At 70.2% G+C, this 19262-nt stretch carries 19 protein-coding genes; 13 read left to right on the top strand and 6 right to left on the bottom strand.

Translation table 11 applies throughout. The features are described 5' to 3' along the window. Nucleotides 1-131: 131 nt before the first annotated feature. Nucleotides 132-677, top strand: a complete 546-nt coding sequence (locus tag OG780_RS40485) for a 2'-5' RNA ligase family protein (RefSeq protein WP_328456824.1) — start codon at nucleotides 132-134, stop codon at nucleotides 675-677. Between the two features lie 97 nt (nucleotides 678-774). Here the strand turns inward: OG780_RS40485 and OG780_RS40480 are convergent, their stop codons facing one another. Then, nucleotides 775-1275, bottom strand: coding sequence for a GNAT family N-acetyltransferase (locus OG780_RS40480; RefSeq protein ID WP_328456822.1), 501 nt, complete (start codon nucleotides 1273-1275; stop codon nucleotides 775-777). Between the two features lie 261 nt (nucleotides 1276-1536). Next, nucleotides 1537-2379: a hypothetical protein gene (locus tag OG780_RS40475; protein WP_328456820.1), complete on the bottom strand. Its 843-nt coding sequence runs from the start codon at nucleotides 2377-2379 to the stop codon at nucleotides 1537-1539. Nucleotides 2380-2663: 284 nt separating this feature from the next. Between OG780_RS40475 and OG780_RS40470 the strand changes: the two genes are divergently transcribed. The 3 genes from OG780_RS40470 (at nucleotide 2664) to OG780_RS40460 (ending at nucleotide 5656) form a co-directional block, all read left to right on the top strand. Continuing rightward, nucleotides 2664-3137, top strand: a complete 474-nt coding sequence (locus OG780_RS40470; RefSeq protein WP_328456818.1) for a carboxymuconolactone decarboxylase family protein — start codon at nucleotides 2664-2666, stop codon at nucleotides 3135-3137. Between the two features lie 49 nt (nucleotides 3138-3186). Continuing rightward, nucleotides 3187-4110 (top strand): RNA polymerase sigma-70 factor, encoded by a 924-nt coding sequence (locus OG780_RS40465; RefSeq protein WP_328456816.1) that lies wholly within the window; start codon nucleotides 3187-3189, stop codon nucleotides 4108-4110. 259 nt (nucleotides 4111-4369) lie between these two features. After that, the gene (locus OG780_RS40460; RefSeq protein ID WP_328456814.1) at nucleotides 4370-5656 is read left to right on the top strand and encodes an MFS transporter; all 1287 of its coding nucleotides are present in this window, start codon (nucleotides 4370-4372) and stop codon (nucleotides 5654-5656) included. Between the two features lie 56 nt (nucleotides 5657-5712). Here the strand turns inward: OG780_RS40460 and OG780_RS40455 are convergent, their stop codons facing one another. Beyond that, nucleotides 5713-6552 (bottom strand): virginiamycin B lyase family protein, encoded by an 840-nt coding sequence (locus OG780_RS40455; RefSeq protein WP_328456812.1) that lies wholly within the window; start codon nucleotides 6550-6552, stop codon nucleotides 5713-5715. Between the two features lie 399 nt (nucleotides 6553-6951). Between OG780_RS40455 and OG780_RS40450 the strand changes: the two genes are divergently transcribed. Then, the gene (locus OG780_RS40450; protein ID WP_328456810.1) at nucleotides 6952-7209 is read left to right on the top strand and encodes a hypothetical protein; all 258 of its coding nucleotides are present in this window, start codon (nucleotides 6952-6954) and stop codon (nucleotides 7207-7209) included. A gap of 127 nt (nucleotides 7210-7336) precedes the next feature. Next, nucleotides 7337-7894, top strand: a complete 558-nt coding sequence (locus tag OG780_RS40445) for a pyridoxamine 5'-phosphate oxidase family protein (protein WP_328456808.1) — start codon at nucleotides 7337-7339, stop codon at nucleotides 7892-7894. Between the two features lie 105 nt (nucleotides 7895-7999). Here the strand turns inward: OG780_RS40445 and OG780_RS40440 are convergent, their stop codons facing one another. Further along, the gene (locus OG780_RS40440) at nucleotides 8000-8914 is read right to left on the bottom strand and encodes a helix-turn-helix domain-containing protein (protein WP_443062270.1); all 915 of its coding nucleotides are present in this window, start codon (nucleotides 8912-8914) and stop codon (nucleotides 8000-8002) included. Nucleotides 8915-9009: 95 nt separating this feature from the next. Between OG780_RS40440 and OG780_RS40435 the strand changes: the two genes are divergently transcribed. After that, on the top strand, nucleotides 9010-10566 hold the full coding sequence (locus OG780_RS40435; RefSeq protein ID WP_328456806.1) for an alpha/beta fold hydrolase: 1557 nt from the start codon (nucleotides 9010-9012) through the stop codon (nucleotides 10564-10566). 47 nt (nucleotides 10567-10613) lie between these two features. Here OG780_RS40435 and OG780_RS40430 read toward each other — a convergent pair whose 3' ends face one another. Then, nucleotides 10614-11429, bottom strand: coding sequence for a DUF427 domain-containing protein (locus tag OG780_RS40430; protein WP_328456804.1), 816 nt, complete (start codon nucleotides 11427-11429; stop codon nucleotides 10614-10616). A 557-nt stretch (nucleotides 11430-11986) separates the two neighbouring features. On the opposite strand from OG780_RS40430, the gene OG780_RS40425 reads away from it, so the two are divergent. From OG780_RS40425 to OG780_RS40400, 6 genes are all read left to right on the top strand, one after another. Then, on the top strand, nucleotides 11987-12526 hold the full coding sequence (locus OG780_RS40425) for a toxin-antitoxin system, toxin component (protein WP_328456802.1): 540 nt from the start codon (nucleotides 11987-11989) through the stop codon (nucleotides 12524-12526). Nucleotides 12527-12529: 3 nt separating this feature from the next. Then, nucleotides 12530-13741 (top strand): MAB_1171c family putative transporter, encoded by a 1212-nt coding sequence (locus OG780_RS40420; RefSeq protein ID WP_328456800.1) that lies wholly within the window; start codon nucleotides 12530-12532, stop codon nucleotides 13739-13741. A 223-nt stretch (nucleotides 13742-13964) separates the two neighbouring features. Beyond that, complete coding sequence (locus OG780_RS40415; RefSeq protein ID WP_328456798.1) at nucleotides 13965-15275, top strand: hypothetical protein; 1311 nt, start codon at nucleotides 13965-13967, stop codon at nucleotides 15273-15275. Between the two features lie 251 nt (nucleotides 15276-15526). Then, a complete protein-coding gene (locus tag OG780_RS40410; protein ID WP_328456796.1) occupies nucleotides 15527-16924 on the top strand; it encodes an FAD-dependent oxidoreductase in 1398 nt (465 codons plus the stop codon). A gap of 97 nt (nucleotides 16925-17021) precedes the next feature. Next, a complete protein-coding gene (locus tag OG780_RS40405; RefSeq protein WP_328456795.1) occupies nucleotides 17022-17480 on the top strand; it encodes a GNAT family N-acetyltransferase in 459 nt (152 codons plus the stop codon). Nucleotides 17481-17629: 149 nt separating this feature from the next. Beyond that, nucleotides 17630-18043, top strand: coding sequence for a pyridoxamine 5'-phosphate oxidase family protein (locus OG780_RS40400; protein ID WP_328456793.1), 414 nt, complete (start codon nucleotides 17630-17632; stop codon nucleotides 18041-18043). A gap of 61 nt (nucleotides 18044-18104) precedes the next feature. On the opposite strand, the gene OG780_RS40395 is transcribed toward OG780_RS40400, so the two are convergent. After that, nucleotides 18105-19166 carry an NAD(P)H-dependent glycerol-3-phosphate dehydrogenase gene (locus tag OG780_RS40395; RefSeq protein ID WP_328456791.1) on the bottom strand — a complete coding sequence of 354 codons (1062 nt, stop codon included), beginning with the start codon at nucleotides 19164-19166 and terminating at the stop codon, nucleotides 18105-18107. Nucleotides 19167-19262 lie beyond the last annotated feature (96 nt).

The following is a 19262-nucleotide window of genomic DNA, read 5'->3' as shown; positions in this document are numbered from 1 at the left end:
CTCCCCCACGCCACAAGTCCACGAGTCACGAGTCCACGAGCAGGGTGAGGGCGGCGGGAGGTGAGGGCGGCGCCGCGCATCACCCTCGAAAATCGGTCGCGGATCTCCTCGTCGGCCGATAGACCGGGGCGATGACAGGCGACGACTCCGGCACACCTCAAGTAGCGCGGTCGGGACTGGTGGTGAGGATTCCCGAGGCGGAACCCGCTGTTCGAGGGTGGCGGGACCGGCTGGACCCGGCCGTCCGTTCGGGTATGCCGACCCATGTCACCGTGCTCTTCCCCTTTCTCCCCGAGAGTCGTATCGACAGCGGCACATTGGCCGCCATCGACGCCGTCATCGGGCGTCACGAGCCCTTCGAGGCCCGGTTCGAGCGGTTCGGGCGGTTTCCCGGGATCCTGTATCTCGCCCCGGAACCGGCCACCTCGTTTCGCGCGCTCACCGAGGCCATCGTGGACAGGTGGCCCGAAACCCCGCCTTTCGGCGGGGAGTTCGCCGAGATCGTGCCGCATCTGACCATCGCCCAGGGGCAGGACGACACCGTCCTGGACGAGGCCGAGGCCGACCTTCGAGGCCGGCTCCCCGTCGTCTCCCGCGTAGGGTCGGTGGATCTCATGGCCCACGACGGATCGCGGTGGCGGCAGCGGGCGTCGTTCGCGCTCCGGGGATCCAGGTAGTAATCCACCGATCGGGGACGCAAAGGCCCGGCCCGGAGAGAACACCGTCGGCTCGGCGGCCGGACGGCGGCTCGAAGCAACCCGACTCCGGCGGGCATCAGGTCAGTTGCTTGTGCATGACGATGCACGGACGGCCGTACTGGCGGTCGGTGCGCCGGTCGATCTCCTGCCATCCCAGAGAACTCCAGAAGGCCAGAGACGCGGGGTTGTTCTCCAGGACCGCCAGCCTGATGCCGGCCCTGCCATCGCGCCGATAACGTTCTTCCACCAGGCCGGCCAGGCGCCTTCCGATCCGTTGCCGGTGAAGGCCCCCGTGCACCAACAGCAGTCCGATCCACGGGTGTCCGTCGGTGGGATGACGGTCGAGCAGACACAGCAGACCGACGATCCGGTGCCCCTCGCCACGGGCGAGCAGGACCTCGCAGCCTTCGGTACCCGCCTCTTCCCGCAGATCCGCCTCGACCCTGTCGGCCGGAATGCGCTCGGGGTCGTACTCACCGGCGGCACGGCAGTACTCCGGATTGCTCGCGTAGAGGCCGACCACCTCGGCGATCTCCTCCGGGGAGAAGCGGAGCGGTGTGAGCGACAGGTATGACATCCAGGCAGGCTAACCAGCCGCGCCGGCCGCCGAGGGCCATGAGGACTCGACGGCGGGGCGAACCACCCGGGCCTCCGCGAATCCCTCGTTACGGCTAGGAGCAGCCCGAACGGCAGGTGCGACCCGTACAGCAGGTGCGACCCGTACAGCAGGAGCGGCCGGTACGGCAGGAGCGGCCGGTACGGCAGGAGCGGCCGGTACGGCAGGAGCGGCCTCGTTCCCGAGCCGTGGATCCGTCCGGCCATGCGTCCTGGGCGGCTGTCACGCGGAGACGGCCTCGCTGCCGACAAGCAGGGAGCGCAGCCGTGCGGTGTCAGGTGTGTCGGCCACGGCCGCGTCGAGGGCGTCGTCCAGGCCCTTCTCCCAGTGCTCCGGCAGGGCGAGTCCGGGCTGTCCCGACCAGCCGGTGTCGGGAACCGCGTGTCCGTTCCGGACGAGATGCAGATGGACCATGCCGGCGAGCCCGTCGAAGATCCTCGGCCGGATGAAGTTCCGGGCCGACGGCCCGGTCAGCCGGGCCGCCTGGGGCGGCTTGGGCATGCGATCGGCGACCTCCATCCACAGGAGTCCGCGGTCGAACGCTTCCAGCACCTCGTCGAGGCCGGGCAGAGCGGTTTCCTCAGGCTGACCGGCCGGACCGCCCTGGCGGACGGGTGCCGCCGCGTCCGCCGTCGGGGCCGAGGCACGCAGCGCCCTGGCCACGGCGACCCGCAGCGGCCGCGACCAGTCCTCGGCGTCGGCGACAGCGCGCGCCAAGACGAGATCGTCCCAGCTCATACGGGGCAACTGTGCTGCCCCGCCCGGCAGCAGGCGTCTCTCCAGCGCCGCGAACACTCCGTCCACGTCGCGCAACAGCGTGAGCGCGGCCGGGCCGTCCCCGCCGTCGGCTCGGCCGTCGGCGGTCAACTTCTCGATCCGGGCGACCCGTTCGGAATCCGGGGGGTGCGAGTCATAGCGGTGCGGCCTCGGTGGACGCGTCCCGCCGGCGAGAACGGCGAGCCGGTCACCGGGCCGGGCTGCGAGCAGCCGTCGGAATCCGCCGTACACCTCGCCCACCGGAGGCAGGGCTCCCGTCGGCGCCCCCATTCCGGCGTAGGTCTTCATGTAGTGGGCGTGGGCGGCGGCAAGGACCCCCACAGAACTCGGCAGCCCGGACGGGCCACTTTGCTCGCGGATCTTATCCAGTGGCCGAAAACAGCTGCCGGCCGTCCCCCGCGGCGGTTCATGCTCAGTGCGACGGCGCGGCTCGGTGCGGCGGATCGGGCTCGGGATCGGTGCGCCGGTGGGCGTCGGCGGTGGCGTGACGTGGGTCGCATGCGCTCGTGTCACAAGAAGGCGGGCTGTCTCGTCTCGGGGGTGTGACCACTCACGAACGGAAGGGGCCCACGATGGACCCACGACTGAACTACTTCGCCAGCGCGACCGCGGGCAAGGCTCTCAAGTACCTGATGTCGGCCGGGAAAGTGCTGAAGGACTCGGCTTTGCCGTCCACGACGCAGGAGCTGGTGTCACTGCGGGTGAGCCAGATCAACGGATGCGCCGTCTGCGTCGACATGCACACCAAGGAGGCCGCCGCCGCAGGCGAGACCTCGGTACGACTGAACCTGGTCGCGGCCTGGCGGGAGGCCACGGTCTTCACCGAGGCCGAGCGGGCCGCGCTGGAACTGGCGGAAGAAGGCACCCGCGTGGCGGACGCGGCCCAGGGGGTCAGCGACGAGGTATGGGCGCACGCCGTCAAGCACTACGACGAGGAACAGCTCACGGCCCTGGTGATGCTGATTTCCTTCATGAACACGGCGAACCGGCTGAACATCATCGCCCGCCGGCCGGCCGGCGACTACGAGCCTGGACAGTTCCACTGAGCGAGACCGGCGACCGGACGGGACAGGATGGATGGAAAGGGAGACCGGAGTGAACAAGGCCGAGGAGTTCGAAGAGCTGCGAGCGCTGCTGTTCTCGATCGCCTACCGGATTCTGGGCAGCGTGAGCGAGGCCGAGGACGCGGTGCAGGAGACCTGGATCCGCTTCGACCGTTCCACGACCCTGCCCACCTCGGCCAAGGCCTTTCTGTCGGCCACGGTCACGCGGGTGTCGATCGACGTGCTGCGCTCCGCGCGCGTGCGGCGGGAGCAGTACGCGGGTCCGTGGCTGCCCGAGCCACTGCTGAGTGATCCGTACCAGGATCCGGAGCGCTCCGCGGAGCTGGCCGACTCCGTTTCGATGGCGGCCTTGCTGTTGCTGGAACGGCTCAGCCCGCTGGAGCGGTCGGTGTTCGTACTGCGGGAGGTGTTCGCCTTCGGGTTCGACGAGATCGCCACGGCGGTGGGACGTTCGGAGGCGGCGTGCCGGCAATTGCTGGTGCGGGCACGCCGGCACATGAGGGCCGGCCGGCCACGGTTCGCGGCGGACCACACGGAGCGGCAGGAACTCGCGAAGCGTTTCTTCGACGCTTTGAGGGACGGCGATGTGGACGCCCTGCGGAGTCTGCTGGCGGCGGACGTACAGATGGTCGGTGACGGCGGAGGCAACGCCCCGAATCTGGCCCGGGCCGTCGTCGGCGCGGAGAACGTGGCCCGGCTCCTGGCCTCCGTCTTCCCCGTGCTGGCCCGGATCGACGTGACGTTCGAGCCGCACGAGGTCAACGGCCAGCCCGGCGCGGTCTTCCGCACTCCCGACGGCAAGATCCTGCACACCCTGGCCCTCGATGTGCTCGACGGGCGGATCCAGGCCATCCGCTCGGTGCTCAACCCGGACAAGCTTGGTCACCTGGGTCCGGTCGCCGACGCCTGGGCCGTCCACCGCGAGGTGAAGCAGGCCCGCCGTCGGATGAACTGACGCACGTCGGTCCGTCCGACGGGGCGGGCCGCTACGGAATTCAGCCGAGCCGTACGAGGAACGCGCGACCGACGCGCCGCAGCTCCTCGTCTTTCCCGACACCGTAGAACCAGCCACCCCGGCGCTCCTCTTGCGCTCCAGGGCCGCGGCGCGCACGCCGGAGGGGAGCGTCGGTCTAGGCGAAAACGATTCGCCCCGGCCGGAGGGCGCCGGTTACCCTGCGCGACGTGAACGACCCCCGCGCATCCCGCCGCCCCTCATGAGCCTGGCCCGCACCCTGATCGACGTCCGGCCACTGCGTACGTCACCGGTCTTCAGGCGCCTGCTGATCGGCCGGACCGTGTCCGTGCTGGGCAGCTTCATGACCATGGTCACCGTCATGTTCCAGGTCTGGGACATGACGCACAGCACGGTCTGGACCGGCGCGGTGGGGCTGGCACAGGCACTGCCGATGGTGGTGTTCGGACTGCTCGCCGGTTCCTGGGCGGACCGTGGCGACCGTCGGCGGATCTACCTGTTCGCGACCGTCGGCCAGGCGGCCGTCTCGCTGCTGCTCGCGGTGCAGGGCTTCACCGGGCATGTTCCGGTGGCGGGTGTGCTCGCCCTGGTGGCCGCGCAGGCCTGCTTCGCGGCGATCGGCGGTCCCGCGGCGGGCGTGTTCGTGCCGAGGCTGCTGCCGAAGGAGCAGGTGGCGGCCGGGCTGGCGCTCCACCAGTTCACCGGTCAGGCCATGATGCTCGCCGGTCCGGCACTCGGCGGCATCCTGCTCGGCTGGGCCGGCATCGGACCCTGCTACCTCGTCGACGCCCTGTCCTTCGGGCTCGCCTTCTACGGCGCGTTCGGGCTGCCCGCTCTGCCGCCGGCCGGTGAGCCGTCCCGGGCCGGGCTGCACGGGGTGCTGGACGGCCTCCGCTTCCTGGCCGGGCACCGGGCGGTCCGCGGCGCCCTGATCACCGACCTCGCCGCCTGCGTGCTCTCGATGCCGACGAGCCTGTTCCCGCTGGTCAACGCCGAACGATTCGGTGGCAGCCCGCGTACGCTCGGTCTGTTCCTGTCCGTGCTCGCCGTCGGCGGCATCTCCGCGTCCGCGCTGTCCGGGACGATCACGCGACTGGGGCGTCCCGGGCCGGTGATGCTCTGCGGGGCGGGACTGTGGGGCGGGGCCCTCGCGGCCTTCGGCCTGGTGCGTGATCCGTGGGCCGGGCTCGTGCTCCTGGCCCTCGCCGGGGCCGGTGACGCCGTCTCGGTGATCTCGCGCAGCACGATCGTCCAGACCCACACACCGGACGCCCTGCTGGGCCGGGTGACGGCGGCCGAGCAGATCGTCGGCCAGGCCGGCCCGAACCTCGGCAACCTGCGCGGCGGCGTCGTCGCGGGCTGGACCTCGGGGGCGACCGCCCTGGTCAGCGGCGGTCTCCTCTGCCTGTTCGCGGTCCTCTGGGTCGGCGTGAGGACCCCGGAACTGCGGGGCGGATCCGTGTCCGGGCCCGGTGCCGGCATCACGCCGCTCAAGCCCGTGGAGGTCCCCGTAACGGACGGATCATGAGCGGCTTCTCTCCGTGGTAGTCAGTGGTGCTCCGCGATACTCAGTGGTGCTCCGTGTCACCCGACCGGCTTGTCGGCCGGCGGGAACGCGACGCCGGTCGGCGTGCTGAGGCCGGAGGCGGGAAGCGTGACCTGACCACCGCCGCTCTCTGCGACCCGTACCACCCGGTTGTTGAAACCATCGGCCACATAGAGGCCGCCGCGGCCGTCCAGGGCGAGGCCCAGAGGATCGCTCAGTCCGGTCGTGGGCACCGTGCTCTGCGTACCACTGCCCGCGGACACCTTCACGACGCGGTTGTTGCCGCTGTCCGAGATGTAGAGGTCACCGGCGGCGTTCAGGGCGAGTCCGGTCGGCTGGGACAGGCCGACCGCGGGGACCGTGGTCTGGCCGCTGCCGTCCGCGGCGATCTTCACCACCCGGTCGTTGGCGAAGTCGGAGATGTACAGGTCCCCGCCCGCGCCGAGTGCCAGACCCCAGGGGTGGAGCAGTCCCGTGGTGGGGACGGTGGTCTGCCCGCTGCCGTCGGCGGGAACCTTCACCACACGGTCGTTGAAGCTGTCGGCGATGTAGAGCGTGCCGTGGGCGTCGACGGCGAGGCCCAGCGGGCGCGACAGGCCGACGGTGGGAACGGTGGACTGCTCCCCGCCCTTCGCCACCACCTTCACCACCCTGTTGTTGCCCGTGTCGGCGACATAGAGATCGCGGGCGGCGTCCCACGCCAGACCGGTCGGACGTACGACACCGTCGAGGGGGACCGTCGACGGGCTGTCGCCGATCGCCGACAGCCTCACCACCCGGTTGTTGCCGTAGTCGGACACGAACAGCGGCGCTCTCGCCGGTGAGGGACCGTTCTCCTGCGCCGCGCCCGCCGGTCCGGTGGGCAGTGCGCACAGCACGAGAACTCCCGTGACGGCCGCCAGCCGCCGAGCCCATCCCGCACGGCTCCGAGCCGGTGACGTCCTGCGCGTTCGTACCTGCGTAGTCCTGTGCCTCACGGTTCGCCCATCTGTTCTCGACGGTCGGCGCGTCGCCGTACCGTCCGCGGAAACCATCGCCGCCGCTCAGGCGCGAGGCCGCGCCGGACGACAGCCGCGCCGCCGATGCGACGAGTGACCGTCCGCCGGCAGAACGCCGTCATGGGGCCGAGCGGCGGCCGGGACGGCGGCATGATCGATGTCTTCCCCCATCACGCGGCGCATCCCACCGCTGTCGCCCGCTCGGCCGACCGCCGAGGTGCGAAGAACTACCGTGCGCCTGCGCGACGGGCGACGGGCGAGGCACTTAAATACCGGAGCGTGACTACCGAACCCCAGCGTTTCACCGTCCTGCTGGTCCCCGAGCACGTCGTGAACAAGGACGCCGTCTCCGCCCAGGAATCCGCTGTGCGATCGGCGGCCGTCGAGGCGACCGGCGAGACAGGAGAGACGGGCTACCCGCGCTACGCGGGCGACGGAATCGTGGCCGACATCGACCCTCGTTCGCGCACGGTCGAGGCGGTTCTGGTCGACGGCTCGGAGCTGGACTACGGACTCAACGCCATTGTGTCCACCTGATCCGGCCCTCACTCCCCAGCCACGGACCGATTATCGTCACTAAGACGATATGGCGGCGCGGCGATGAATACTCACCGGTCGACCGGTCGTCATCAGGAAAGAGGCAGGAAGAGGAAGGGAGTTCTCCATGCCGACACAGGAACCCGCCAAGCAGCCCACCACCGAGCTCGACGCCCGCTACAGCTCCGCGCTCCGTCCCCGCCCGGGTGCCGCGGACGTCACGGCCACCGAGTGGGCCGAGGCCCGGCGGACGATGGAGGCCGCCGAGATCTTCTGGGTGTCGACCGTGCGGCCCGACGGCCGGCTGCACGTCACCCCCGTGATCGCCGCCTGGCACGACGGGGTGTTGTACTTCTCCACCGGCCCAGGGGAGCAGAAGGCGAAGAACCTCGCCCACAACGGGCACTGCGCGCTGACCACCGGCGGGAACTCGCTCACCGAAGGGCTCGACCTCGTGATCGAGGGCGAGGCGGTACCGGTCGCCGATCCGGTCGTTCTGGAAGAGGTGATCGCGGCGTACGAGACGAAATACGGGCCGCACATCACCTCCCCTCAGGGCACCTTCCACAGGATCGGGAACGCGTTCAGAAAGGGAGACGCGGTGGTGTACGGGGTGGCCCCGGCCACCGCGTACGGGTTCGGTCGCGACGACGGGGTCTACACCCACACACGGTGGGCGTTCTGAGCACACACACGGTGGGCGTTCCGAGCGGCCTTCCCGGCGACGTGGTCCTCATGGCGCCGTGGGCGGCGCCGGAGCCTCTCCGGCCGCCGGGCGGAGCCACCCTGATCAGCCGGCCTGGTGGGCGATCTGGTCGTCCAAGGCGGCGCAGAGCCAGTCGTGGATGGCGCCGGGGGTCGGTTCGGGTGAGGCGGTGATCTCGGCGGTGAGATTCCAGTAGTGGTCGATACGGGGGTCCGCGGCCAGCATCCCGCTGAGTCCGCGGCGGAACCCGGGCGTGTCCCGCGTGTCACGGGAGCGGGCGTAGGCGGAGACGAAGCAGTCGAGTGCCTCGCCCGTTCGCGGTGACCGCTCCGCTCGTACCTGCGGCGACGCCAGCGCGTACGCCTCGACGAGACCGTCGTAGAGCACCGCCGGGCGTCCGCCGTCGGGCCGGTGTGCCGCGGGCTGCCCGTTGTCCGTGCCGGGGCAAGGGGCGGTGACGAAGGCGTGCAGCCGGGTGAAGGCCAGCACCTGGGCCGGTGTCGGGCCTTCGGGAAGCTGTGGAACGGAGTGTTCGACGATCGCGGAGACCAGCCGGGCCGGGAGCCGCGGAGGCAGCCAGCGCCGCCAGAAGCGTGCCAGCGGCGCGGTGCTGGGCGGGACGGACACGGAGCCGATCAGCCGCAGGCGAGCGGCGCGTTCCTCGGGGGCGCAGTCCTGGAGCAGTTGGAGCGCCGCCTCCTGCCAGCGCAGGGCGGTCAGCCGCGAGCCGATCTGCCGCAGCTGTCCCGCGACGACGTCCTCCAGCGTGTCGTCCCGGTCGAGGATCCGTTCCACTTCGGGAACCGGCAGGTCGAGGGTGCGCAGGGAACGGATCAGGTGCAGCCGGTCGAGGGCCTCCGGGCCGTAGCGGCGGTGGCCGCCGGAGCTGCGGGCCCCTTCGGGCAGGAGGCCCCGGTCCGAGTAGAAGCGGACGGTCTTGACGGTGACGCCAGCGCGCTCGGCGAGCTCTCCGATGCTCCACATGCTGTCGGGGGACACGGACTTGAACCTCCCTCAGGGGGAGTTCCTACCGTACCGGCGAGCGCGGAGCGCCGGTACGCCCGGCCCGCGGACCCCATTACGAGGAGACGGCGATGACGACTTTCATCCTGGTGGCGGGCGCCCACACCGGCGGCTGGATCTGGCAGGAAGTGGCCGCTCGGCTACGGGAGTCGGGGGCGCGGGCCTGTCCGGTGACGCTCACCGGCATGGGCGCCGACGGTCCTGCGGCGGGCCCCGGTACGGACCTTGAGACGCATATCGGCGATCTGCTGCGGCTGATCGACGAGTTGGACGCGCCGGAGGTGGTCCTGGTCGGTCACTGCTACGGCATCCACCCGGTCCTCGGCGCAGCCGACCGGCGTCCCGAGCGGATCGCCCGGATCGTCCACCTGGACGCCGGCATGCCCCAACACGGCGACCAGGCCCTGACCTTGGTGCCGGACGAGGCTGTGCGCGAGCGGCTGTCGCAGCGGACCGGTGCGGACGGGGACGACTGGCTGATCCCTCCACCGCCGCTCGAGGCGTGGCAGCGCTGGGGCAGCGTCGCCGGGATCCCGTCGAGCGCCCTGACCCGGTTGACGGAGAACGCCGTACCGCAGCCGGTGGGCACGCTCACCCAGCCGCTCCGTCTGACGGGAGCGGTCTCCGCTCTGCCGTCGACCGGCGTGCTGTGCACCGGCAACGGTTCGAGCATCGCGATGGTCGAGGGCTTGGTGGCGTTGGGGGACCCCCGGCTCCGGGCTCTCACCGAGCCCCGGGTGACGTTCTTCGAACTCGACACCGGGCACTGGCCGATGCTCTCCCGAGCCGACGAGGTGGCCGGGACGCTGCTCCGGGCCGCCGCGGGGGAAGGCCACCGGGTGACGGCCGCGGTGAGCGAACAGCCGGCTCACCTTCGCCCGTTCCTGCTGGACGTACCGGAGCGGCGCCGCGAGCGGATCGGACGGGTCGATCTCCACTTCCCCGGTGACCTGTCCGACGCCCTCCCCGCGGACCTTCCTGACGGCCTCCCGGAAGCCGAAGGCCCATGGCCGGCGGTCGTGTTCGTCCATGGCGGTCCGGTGCACCCCGACGTGCGGCCGACTCCGCGGGACTGGCCGGGCTTCGTCGGCTACGCCCGACTCGTGGCGGGTCTGGGAGCGGTCGGCGTCACGCTGGACCATCGGCTGCACGATCTGGCCGATTATGGACGGGCCGCCGAGGACATCGCCGAAGCGGTCGACCTCGTGCGGGCCGATCCCCGTGTCGACGCGGACCGCGTGGCGCTGTGGTTCTTCTCCGCCGGCGGGCTGTTGTCGGCGGACTGGCTGGCGGCGCCCCCGCCCTGGCTGCGGTGTGTGGCGGCGACCTATCCGGTCCTCGCACCGATGCCGAACTGGGGGCGCGTCGACTCCCGGTTCCGGCCCGCGGCCGCCCTGCGAAGCGCGGAACGGCTGCCGGTCGTACTGACCCGGGTGGAACTGGAACGCGCCGAGATCGCGGCGACGGTCGAGGAGTTCCTGGCCACCGCCAAGGAGTGTGACGCCGATGTCGAGGTGATCGACGTACCTCTCGGCCGCCACGGTTTCGAGACGACCGACCACTCCGAGCAGGCCCGCCGTGCCGTGGAGCGCGCGGCACGGTCCGTATGGGGACATCTGCGAGGTTGACCGATCGCCGCTTCCGCCGGGGCAGCCGCGGCTGGACGGCTGATCCGTCACGGCCGTGTCTGCTCCGCGAGCGCTCGGGTGAACGGGGTGACGGGGCGCTCCAGGCCTTCGCCGTCCACGGTGATGTCGACCACCTCGTTGTAGAAGGCCAGGAGGTCTTTGACCGCGCCCACCGCCGGCAGCGGATCCGGGTAGGTCCAGACGATGTTCGCCGGGACGGCGGCGCCGCCCCGCCACGACCAGTAGTCGGCCGTGCCCTTGTAGGGGCAGCCGGTGTGGTGGTCGGTGGGGACGAGGAGTTCGAGACGGACGTCCTCGCGCGGGATGTAGAACCGCGTCGGCAGCCCCGTCTCGAAGAGCAGGACCGGGCGGACGGTGTCGGCGACGAGCGTGCCGTCGATCTCGACCCGCACATGACGGCCGCTCGCGATGGCGTCCACCCGTTTGTGCGGGTCGCGCGGGTGGATGAAGATCTCTTCCTCCTCCTCGTACCAGTGGTCCAGGCCCCGGCCGACGCGGCCGAACCACTCGAAGGCGATGTGTCCGGCCAGGTCGGAGGCGGGGAACGTCCAGGCCGCGTTCTCCTGGAGCTCGCCGTCGAGCTCCAGGTCGTAGAAGATCCGCGATCCGGTGTGCGTGCCCGTCGCGGGGTTCTTCGCGGGGCGGAGCAGGTCCTCGCGGACCTCCTCGCGCGGGAAGGCGTACAGCGGCACCGGTACGCCCGGCTCCCACACGAGGACGGGGTGCCTGCTGTCCACGACGGTCACCTCGCCGCGTCGTCCGCGCACCCAGCGTGCGCTGGGTTCCCACAGGAGACCCTCCGGGGTGGTCCGGACGGCTCGTGCGGTGGGGAATGTGGTCATGACCCGTTCTCCTTCGGATCGCCCGGCGGTGACTCGGACAAAGTGGGCACGGTCATTACGGTCGTCCTGAACCCTCGCGAGTTGTCCAGACCGCCAAACACCCGCGGGCACTGATCCGCGTCTCCGCCATCCCGCAGAGCGGGGTGGGCGACACCGCTTCCCAGGCGGACGGATGACCGACGGGTTCACGATGCACCAGCGGCGGCGGCCGCAGCCGTTCGGGCTGCACGGACAAGGGCAATAACCAGTCATCCGGCCCAGCGCTCACGGGTCTGCTTATATCGGACTTGTTCAGCATCATATGACCCACCGCGTCGCCGCCTTCGCATGATTGCCCGTGCACGGCAAGCCCGGGTTTGGCATATTGCGTACGGAGGCGGACTGCGTCGGCGTCCCGGATCAGCGCGGCCTGTCGGCGATACCGACCGGGAGCCGGGCGGGGGTCCGTCCCACGGGTGCGCCTTCGGACGGTCCGGCAGGCACGGAGTGAAGCACGAAGACACGAAGCCGCAGGCTTCTCGCACTTCCTGGGGAGAACAGTGCGCACGGTAAGGGTCATGCGTCGTCTCGTCGACGAACTGGTCGCCGGTATCGGACTGCCGGTCCCCACGGAGCCGGACGCCCTGTTCGACGCTTTGATCCGCTTGGTCAGCGCGAAGACGGGACGGGAACTCATCGTCCTTCGTAAGGAATTCCCGCACCGGACAGCCAGCGGTCTCTGGCTCGACCTGCCCGACCGCGACATCATCGTGATCGACGAGCGAGCAACTCCCCTCCATCAGCTGGCGATCTTCTTTCACGAGGTCTGGCACCTGCTCGACGGTGCGTGCGGCAACCACGCTGTCGGCCGGTCCGTGGCGACCCGGATGCTCTCCACCCGCCCGGATCTACCCGAACTCGACGAGACGGTGCGCAGGGTGGCCGCGCGAACCCAGTTCAAGCACAACGAGGAAAAGGCCGCCGAGATGTTCGGCCTGCTGGCGGCCACCCGGTTCCGCGTCTGGCTCGAGAGCGAGCCCGGCAGCATGCCGACGGGTCGCGGTGACATCGCCGGGCGCATCAGTGCGTCGCTGGGAAACCGCCGCCGGCAGGTCTGATCCGTGGACTCCTTCGACTACTACATACCCGCCGCCGCTCTGTGGATCTGCTTCGCCGTGAAGCTTCCGGATCTACGGAGAGCCTGGCGTGACCCTCTCGTCCGGTCAGTCTGTGTCGTCATCGCCGTGGGGGGCGCGGGATTCTTCTTCGCGGCTCCCACGACGATCGCCGCGGTGAACGACATCAGCGGGATCCCGAACGCCTCGAGTCTGCTGGTCTACATCATCATCAGCGGGTTCAGCGCCGCCTGCCTGTTGCTGATCGTTCACTGGCGCGGCGGCTCGCCTGAGCACGTACGGCGGGTCTCGCGGCACTGGCTCCTTGGATACACGCTGGTCGCCGCCGCCCTCATCGTTCTGTTCGGCCTGGGTGACGCTCCCGTCGAACGCCGCGTCGACTTCGACACGTACTACGCGTCAGCGCCGTTCATCGGCGAGATGATCATGCTGTACCTGCTGGCCCACATGACCGCCGCGCTCGTCACCACCTTGATGTGCTGGCGCTGGGCCCTTCAGGTGCACGGCTGGCTGCGCGCCGGCCTGTGGATCCTGTGCGTCGGCTGGCTGCTGAATCTCTCCTTCAGCAGCCTCAAACTCGCCGCGGTCGCCGCTCACCGGAGCGGCCGGGACTGGGACGTGCTCAGCACCACCCTTTCGCCCTTCTTCTCGGCCATGGCCGCCCCTTTCGCCATCGTCGGATTCCTGCTGCCGCTGGTAGGGCCCTGGGCGGTCACTGTCGGACGGACTCTTGCCGCCTACGTACAACTCGGGCCGCTGTGGGACGAACTCGGTGGAGCCAGCCCCGACACGTCCCTTGCCGCGCCCATCCGCTGGTACGCCTCGCCCCAAGTCCACCTGACCCGACGCGAGGCAGGCATCCAGGACGGACTGAGCCTCGTACGTCCGCAGCTTGACGACGAGGTTCGCGCACGCGCGCAATCGGCCGCCGAAGCCTCCGGAATCGCCCGCCCGGACGCCGTTCTCATCGGTCAAGCGGCGATGATCCGCGCAGCCTCGCAGGCCACACGTCAGGGCCGCACCCGCGCACCGCGCACAGCTGGGGACTCCGCCGTCCCGACCCTGCGTGCCGCTCTCGTGGGCGTGTCCCGTGCCCTGCGCAGTTCACCCGTCGTGGCCGCCGTCCACACGGATTCCGCGGTCTCGCCTCGTCCTGCCGTCAAAAACATCGAGGATGGCGAGAAATCACCCACATGAGCTCCCCCGCCGCCCCACCCCCGGGGTTCACCCCTGTGCCACTCCCCCACCGAACCGGGGCGCCCACCGAGCCGGTGCGCCCGCGGACCCTGCTGAGCCTCGCGCCCTCTGCGGTTCGCGGTCACGCACCCGCACCGGTCCCCGGCTGCGCCGTGGAGTCCTCACGCCCGCGTCCGCCGCGGTGAACCCGCATGCGTCCCCCTACCCGGAAGGGGAGTGAGCGATGAACGGCAGCGGCTTGGTGTTCTACGTGCCCGGTGCGATTCTGCTGATCGCCGTCGCGATCAAAGTTCCCTCCCTGAAAGGCACGTGGCGGGACCCTGTGATCATGCCCAGCTGCGCGCTCCTGCTGATCGGCTCTGCCGTATGCGTGCTGTCCGCTCCGCCGACGATCACCGAGGTCAACGCTTTCACCGGGATATCCAACTTCTCCGGACCGCTGGTGTACTGCGGCATGTCCGCGCTGAGCGCTTCCTACCTCGTCCTGATGATCGCCTGGCGGGGCGGACCGCTCCCCCGAATCAAGCGGCGGACGCTTCTGGTCGTGACCCTCTACACATTGGTGATCATCGCAATCGTGGTGCTCTTCGGACTGGCCGAAGTGCCCGTCGAGCGGACACGGGACCTGGACACCTACTACGCCAATACGCCGTATATGCGCGAAATGATCCTTCTATATCTGGTGTTTCACACCCTTGCCACCGTCGCACTGACGGGCATGTGTCTCAGCTGGCTCCGGATGATCACTGGTGTCACACGCACCGGTCTGGCCCTGATCGTCATCGGCAGTTGCTTCGACCTGTCCTACCAGGCGGTGAAGTACACCTCCATGGCTGCCCGTTGGGCCGGCCGTGACTGGGACTATCTGAGCACCGACGTGTCACCCCCTCTGGTCTCGGCGGCCGGCGTCCTTGTCGCCACCGGCTTCGCGCTGCCCCGCCTCGGCCCCCCTCTCGCGGACAACGTGCGCGCCTGGAGGCGCTACCGGCTCCAGAAACCGCTCTGGGCGGAGCTGCGCGAGCTACGCGGCCCGGTCACGGCGGAGTTCCGCTGGTGGACCTCTCCCGTGGTGCGACTGACCCAGCAGGAGATCACGATCCTGGACGGCATCCTGGCCTGCGCGCCGTACCTGGACACGGAGATCCGTGACGCCGCCTACGCCGAGGCACTTCGCCAGTCGGTCCCTCCGGCGGGCTCCAGCCCTGTGCCGAGAATCCGCACCGGGTGGGCAAAGTTCCGTACACGGCGACCGCGGGCCGTACCCCTTCCCGCCTCCCCGGGCCCTCAGCGGGTCGCCGGCGCACGACAGACGGAGCTCGAGGACGCCATGGTGGTGGCGGACGCCGCCATGCTGGCTGCGGCCCGCATTCATGTGACGAGTCATCACAATGAGCACCACACCTCCGAGATGAGGCTCCTCGAAACCATGGAGCGGCCCCACACAAGGGTCAGGCTCGCCCAGGCAATCGAGACGTCGCCCATCGTCGCGGCAGCCCGTCGGCGCGCCGGTCTGCAAGACATACACCAAGAGTGACCGCAGCGGCAGAAAGGATCGCGACGCGCGTACATGGTGCCGGTCCGCTCGGGAACCGATCTCCGGAAGACCGCACGCACCGCCGGCCGATGCCAGGAGGCGGACGTCCACGTAGCCGCGCCCCGCGCCCTGGTGGCCGGATCTGACGGTACGTTGTCGTTCCCCGCAGTTCGAACTCCGGTGCTTCTGGCGGCGATTGCCTGTCAGGGGCCGTCACGGCCGGGAAGGCCGCCAGAAAGGTGCTTCCGCCAATGCCCGAAAGAACGTCCGGTCGTCGGCCCGCCGCGCTCGTGATCGGGGGAGGAATGACCGGCATGCTCGCGGCGACCATACTCTCCGACCACGCGGACGTCACAGTCATCGAGTCCGACGTCCTTCCCCTGCTGCCGGCCCCGCGCAAGGGACTTCCCCAGGCCCGCCATGCCCACGTGCTGTGGTCGGGTGGGGTGCTGGCCCTGGAAGACCTGCTGCCCGGCATCACGGATCAGCTCGTCACGCGCGGCGCCCGCCGCGTGCCGATCATGTCGGGCATGGTCAGCAAGGCGCCCTCGGGACAGTGGTTCAGACGGTTCGACAACGCCCACCACATCAACCTCGTGTGCAGCCGCGACCTGCTCGACTCGACGATCCGTACCGAGGTGCTCCAGCGGCCTCGCGTGACCTTGCGCGAGCAGACCGACCTCGTCGCACTCGAAGGAGACGCCGACCGCGTGACCGGGGTGCGCGTACGCGGGACCGCGGGGGACGGGACTCTCTCGGCCGACCTCGTCATCGACGCCACCGGACGCGCGAGCCGCGCACCGGTCTGGCTCACCGGCCTCGGACTGCCACCAGTGCGGGAGCGGGTCGTCGACGCCGGCGTCGGCTATGCGAGCCGGCTCTACCGGGCCCCCGCCTCGACGGGCGAAGACTTCCCCATAGTCAACGTGCAGGCGGACCCCACGCGGCCGCCGGGCAGGGGCGGCATTGTCCTCCCCATCGAGGAGGGCCAGTGGCTTGTCACCCTCTCCGGCAGCAGGGGAGGCCAACCCAGCCGCGACAACGCCGAGTTCGTGCCCTTCGCCCGTTCTCTCGCCCATCCCGTCATCGGAGATCTCCTCGAAAAGGCAGAGCCACTCACCGATGTCGTTACCACCCACAGCACGGCCAACAAGCGGCGCTACTTCGAGCAGTTGCCGAGTTGGCCGGCCGGCTTCGCAGTTCTGGGAGACGCCGTCGCCGGATACAACCCCGTCTACGGACACGGCCTGACGGCTGCCGCGCAAAGCGTCCTGGCGCTCAAGCGGGTGCTCGCGAAGCATGCCATCGGCTCCCGGGAGACGGCTGGGCTCATCCAGCGTCGCGCGGCACGCCCCGTGGGGCAGGCGTGGGATCTCGCCGTGGGCCAGGACGCCCTCTACCCAGGCGCCACGGACGAGGCGCCCAGCAGACTGGAACGTGTCGCTGCCACGTTCATCGACCGCGCCGTTGACGCCGGGGCGCGCAACCCGCACGCCTTGCGGGTACTCCTGGACGTCATGAGCATGGAGCGGTCCCCGGCCCGGCTCCTCGGGCCCGACATGCTCTTTCGTGTCTTCCTCGGCCGGAAGGAGCCCCTCCTGGACGGCCCACCGCTGACGGAGGCCGAACGGAAGGCCGCAGGCCTCTGATCACGGCAAGTGATCCACCAGGCCCTACACGTCAGGGTCCGGCGGCGGAAGCGCACCTGCGATCCCGGGAAGAATCCCGGGCGATAGTGTGATCATCATGGCTGACTGGGATCTACGTCCGGCCTCGCTTCGAGACGTCGAGGCGGTGGTCGAATTACGGGCCGTGGTGATGCGGGCGGATCTGGAGCGGCTCGGACGCTACGACCCGCACCGCGTGCGCCAGCGGCTGCGGGACGGATTCGACCCGGCCCACACCTGGGTGATCGAGGTCGCCGGCGCGTTCGCCGGGTCCGTGGCACTGCGGCCGGCGGAGGACTGCCGGTGGTTCGAGCACTTCTACCTGGCGCCCCGTCTTCAGGGCTGCGGTATCGGCTCGGCCGTACTGAGCGAGCTGCTGGAGCGGTGCGATCGCATCGGTGTCCCCGTCCGGCTGAACGTGCTGCAGGGCAGCCCGGCCCGGCGGCTGTACGAGCGGTACGGGTTCACCGCCGAGGCGGAGGATCCGGTGGACGTGTTCATGGTGCGCGAGCCCCTGCCGGTGAGCGAGCCCGGCTGACAGGCGCCGGAACGGTTGCCTGACCTTCCGGGGCGCCTTCCGGGGCGTCCTGCCCTGGGCCGTCCGGCAGGAGAACCTGCCTTTCGGCTCCCCCTCAGTAGGGCCGACCGGCCCTACTCGGTCCCGGCGTGGGGAGGGACGATGGCTGGATGTCGCAGGAAGACACGTTTCACGAACTCGACCGGCAGGAGTGCCTTCGCCTCCTGGCGAAGGTCCCGGTCGGCCGCGTGGTGTACACCCGGCAGGCACTGCCCGCGGTCCTGCCGGTCAACTTCTGTCTGGACACGGACGACTCCGTTCTGCTGCGCACCTCGTCGGACTCGGAACTCGTCCGCGCGATCGACGGCGTCGTGGTCGCCTTCGAGGCGGACGAGTTCGACGCGGAGACCCGGTCCGGCTGGAGCGTGGTCGTCACCGGACGGGCCATCGTCGTGACCGACCCCACCGAGCACGAACGGCTGTCGCAGGTCGGCCCGACCTCCTGGATGCCGTTGCGGAGCACGGTGTTCGTGCGGATCGAATCGGAGATGGTCAACGGACGTGAGCTCAGGGGACACGCGTGAGCGGTGATCGCCGAACCGGACCCGCCGGACGGTTGACCTGCCTGCCGGTCGGCTGATGGCTTCAGGCGCCGTAGTGTTCCGGTTTCGGGGTGCGGGACAGCAGGACCGCGGCGGCGTCTTCCACGGTGGCCTCACCGTCGATCACGGCGGCGACGACTTCGGTGATCGGCATCTCGGCCCCGTGGGCCCGCGCCAGGTCCAGGATGGCCCGGCAGGACTTCACGCCCTCCGCGGTCTGGTTCGTCGCCTTGGTGGCCTCCTCGACGCTCATGCCCTGCCCAAGGTGCTCGCCGAAGGTGCGGTTGCGGGACAGGGGCGAGGAGCAGGTGGCCATGAGGTCACCGGCCCCGGCGAGCCCGGAGAAGGTGAGCGGGTCGGCGCCCATCGCAGCGCCGAGCCGGGCGGTCTCCGCGAGACCGCGGGTGATCAGCAGAGCGCGGGAGTTGTCGCCGAGGCCGAGACCGGCGGCAAGCCCGACGGCGAGGGCGATGACGTTCTTGGTCGCGCCGCCGAGCTCGCAGCCCGTCACGTCGGTGGTCGTGTACGGGCGGAAGTAAGGAGTGTGGCAGGCCCTTTGGACCGCGGCGGCCGCGGTCTCGTCGGGGCAGGCGATGACGGAAGCGGCCGGCTGCCCGCCGGCGATCTCCCGGGACAGATTCGGCCCGGACAGCACGGCGATCCGCTCGCGCGAAATTCCCGTAACCTCGTGGATCAGCTCGGACATGCGCAGCCCGGAGTGTGTCTCGATGCCCTTCATCAGGCTGACGACGACCGCATCCGGGGCGATGTGCGGGGCCCAGGCGGCGAGGTTCTCCCGTAGCGTCTGCGCGGGGATCGACAGCACCACGTATGCCGCACCGTCGAGAGCCTCGGCCGCGCTCGTCGTCGCCCGGAGGCGGGCTGGCAGGAGGACGCCCGGCAGGTAGGACGGATTCTGATGCCGCATGTTGATCGCCTCGGCGACCTCTGCCCGCCGGGCGTGGGCCACGACGTCGTTACCGGCGTCGGCGAAGACCTTCGCCATGGTCGTTCCCCACGATCCCGCGGAGAGCACCGCAACCCGGGCCACCCGACACACCCCATCCACGTCCTGAGTCCTGATCCCGGTCACCCTATCCGGCATCGCCGCGGTCACCCCGTCGACCGAGCCCTCTCGGAGCAGCCGCCGAATTTCGGCGGCCACATGAGCGACAGGGCGCCCCGCGCAGACACGTTCGAC

The sequence above is a fragment of the Streptomyces sp. NBC_00386 genome (assembly GCF_036063235.1).
In the GTDB taxonomy this organism is placed as follows: Bacteria; Actinomycetota; Actinomycetes; order Streptomycetales; family Streptomycetaceae; genus Streptomyces.
Note: the sequence above shows the minus strand (reverse complement) of the source record. Positions and strands in the feature narration are given on the sequence as shown.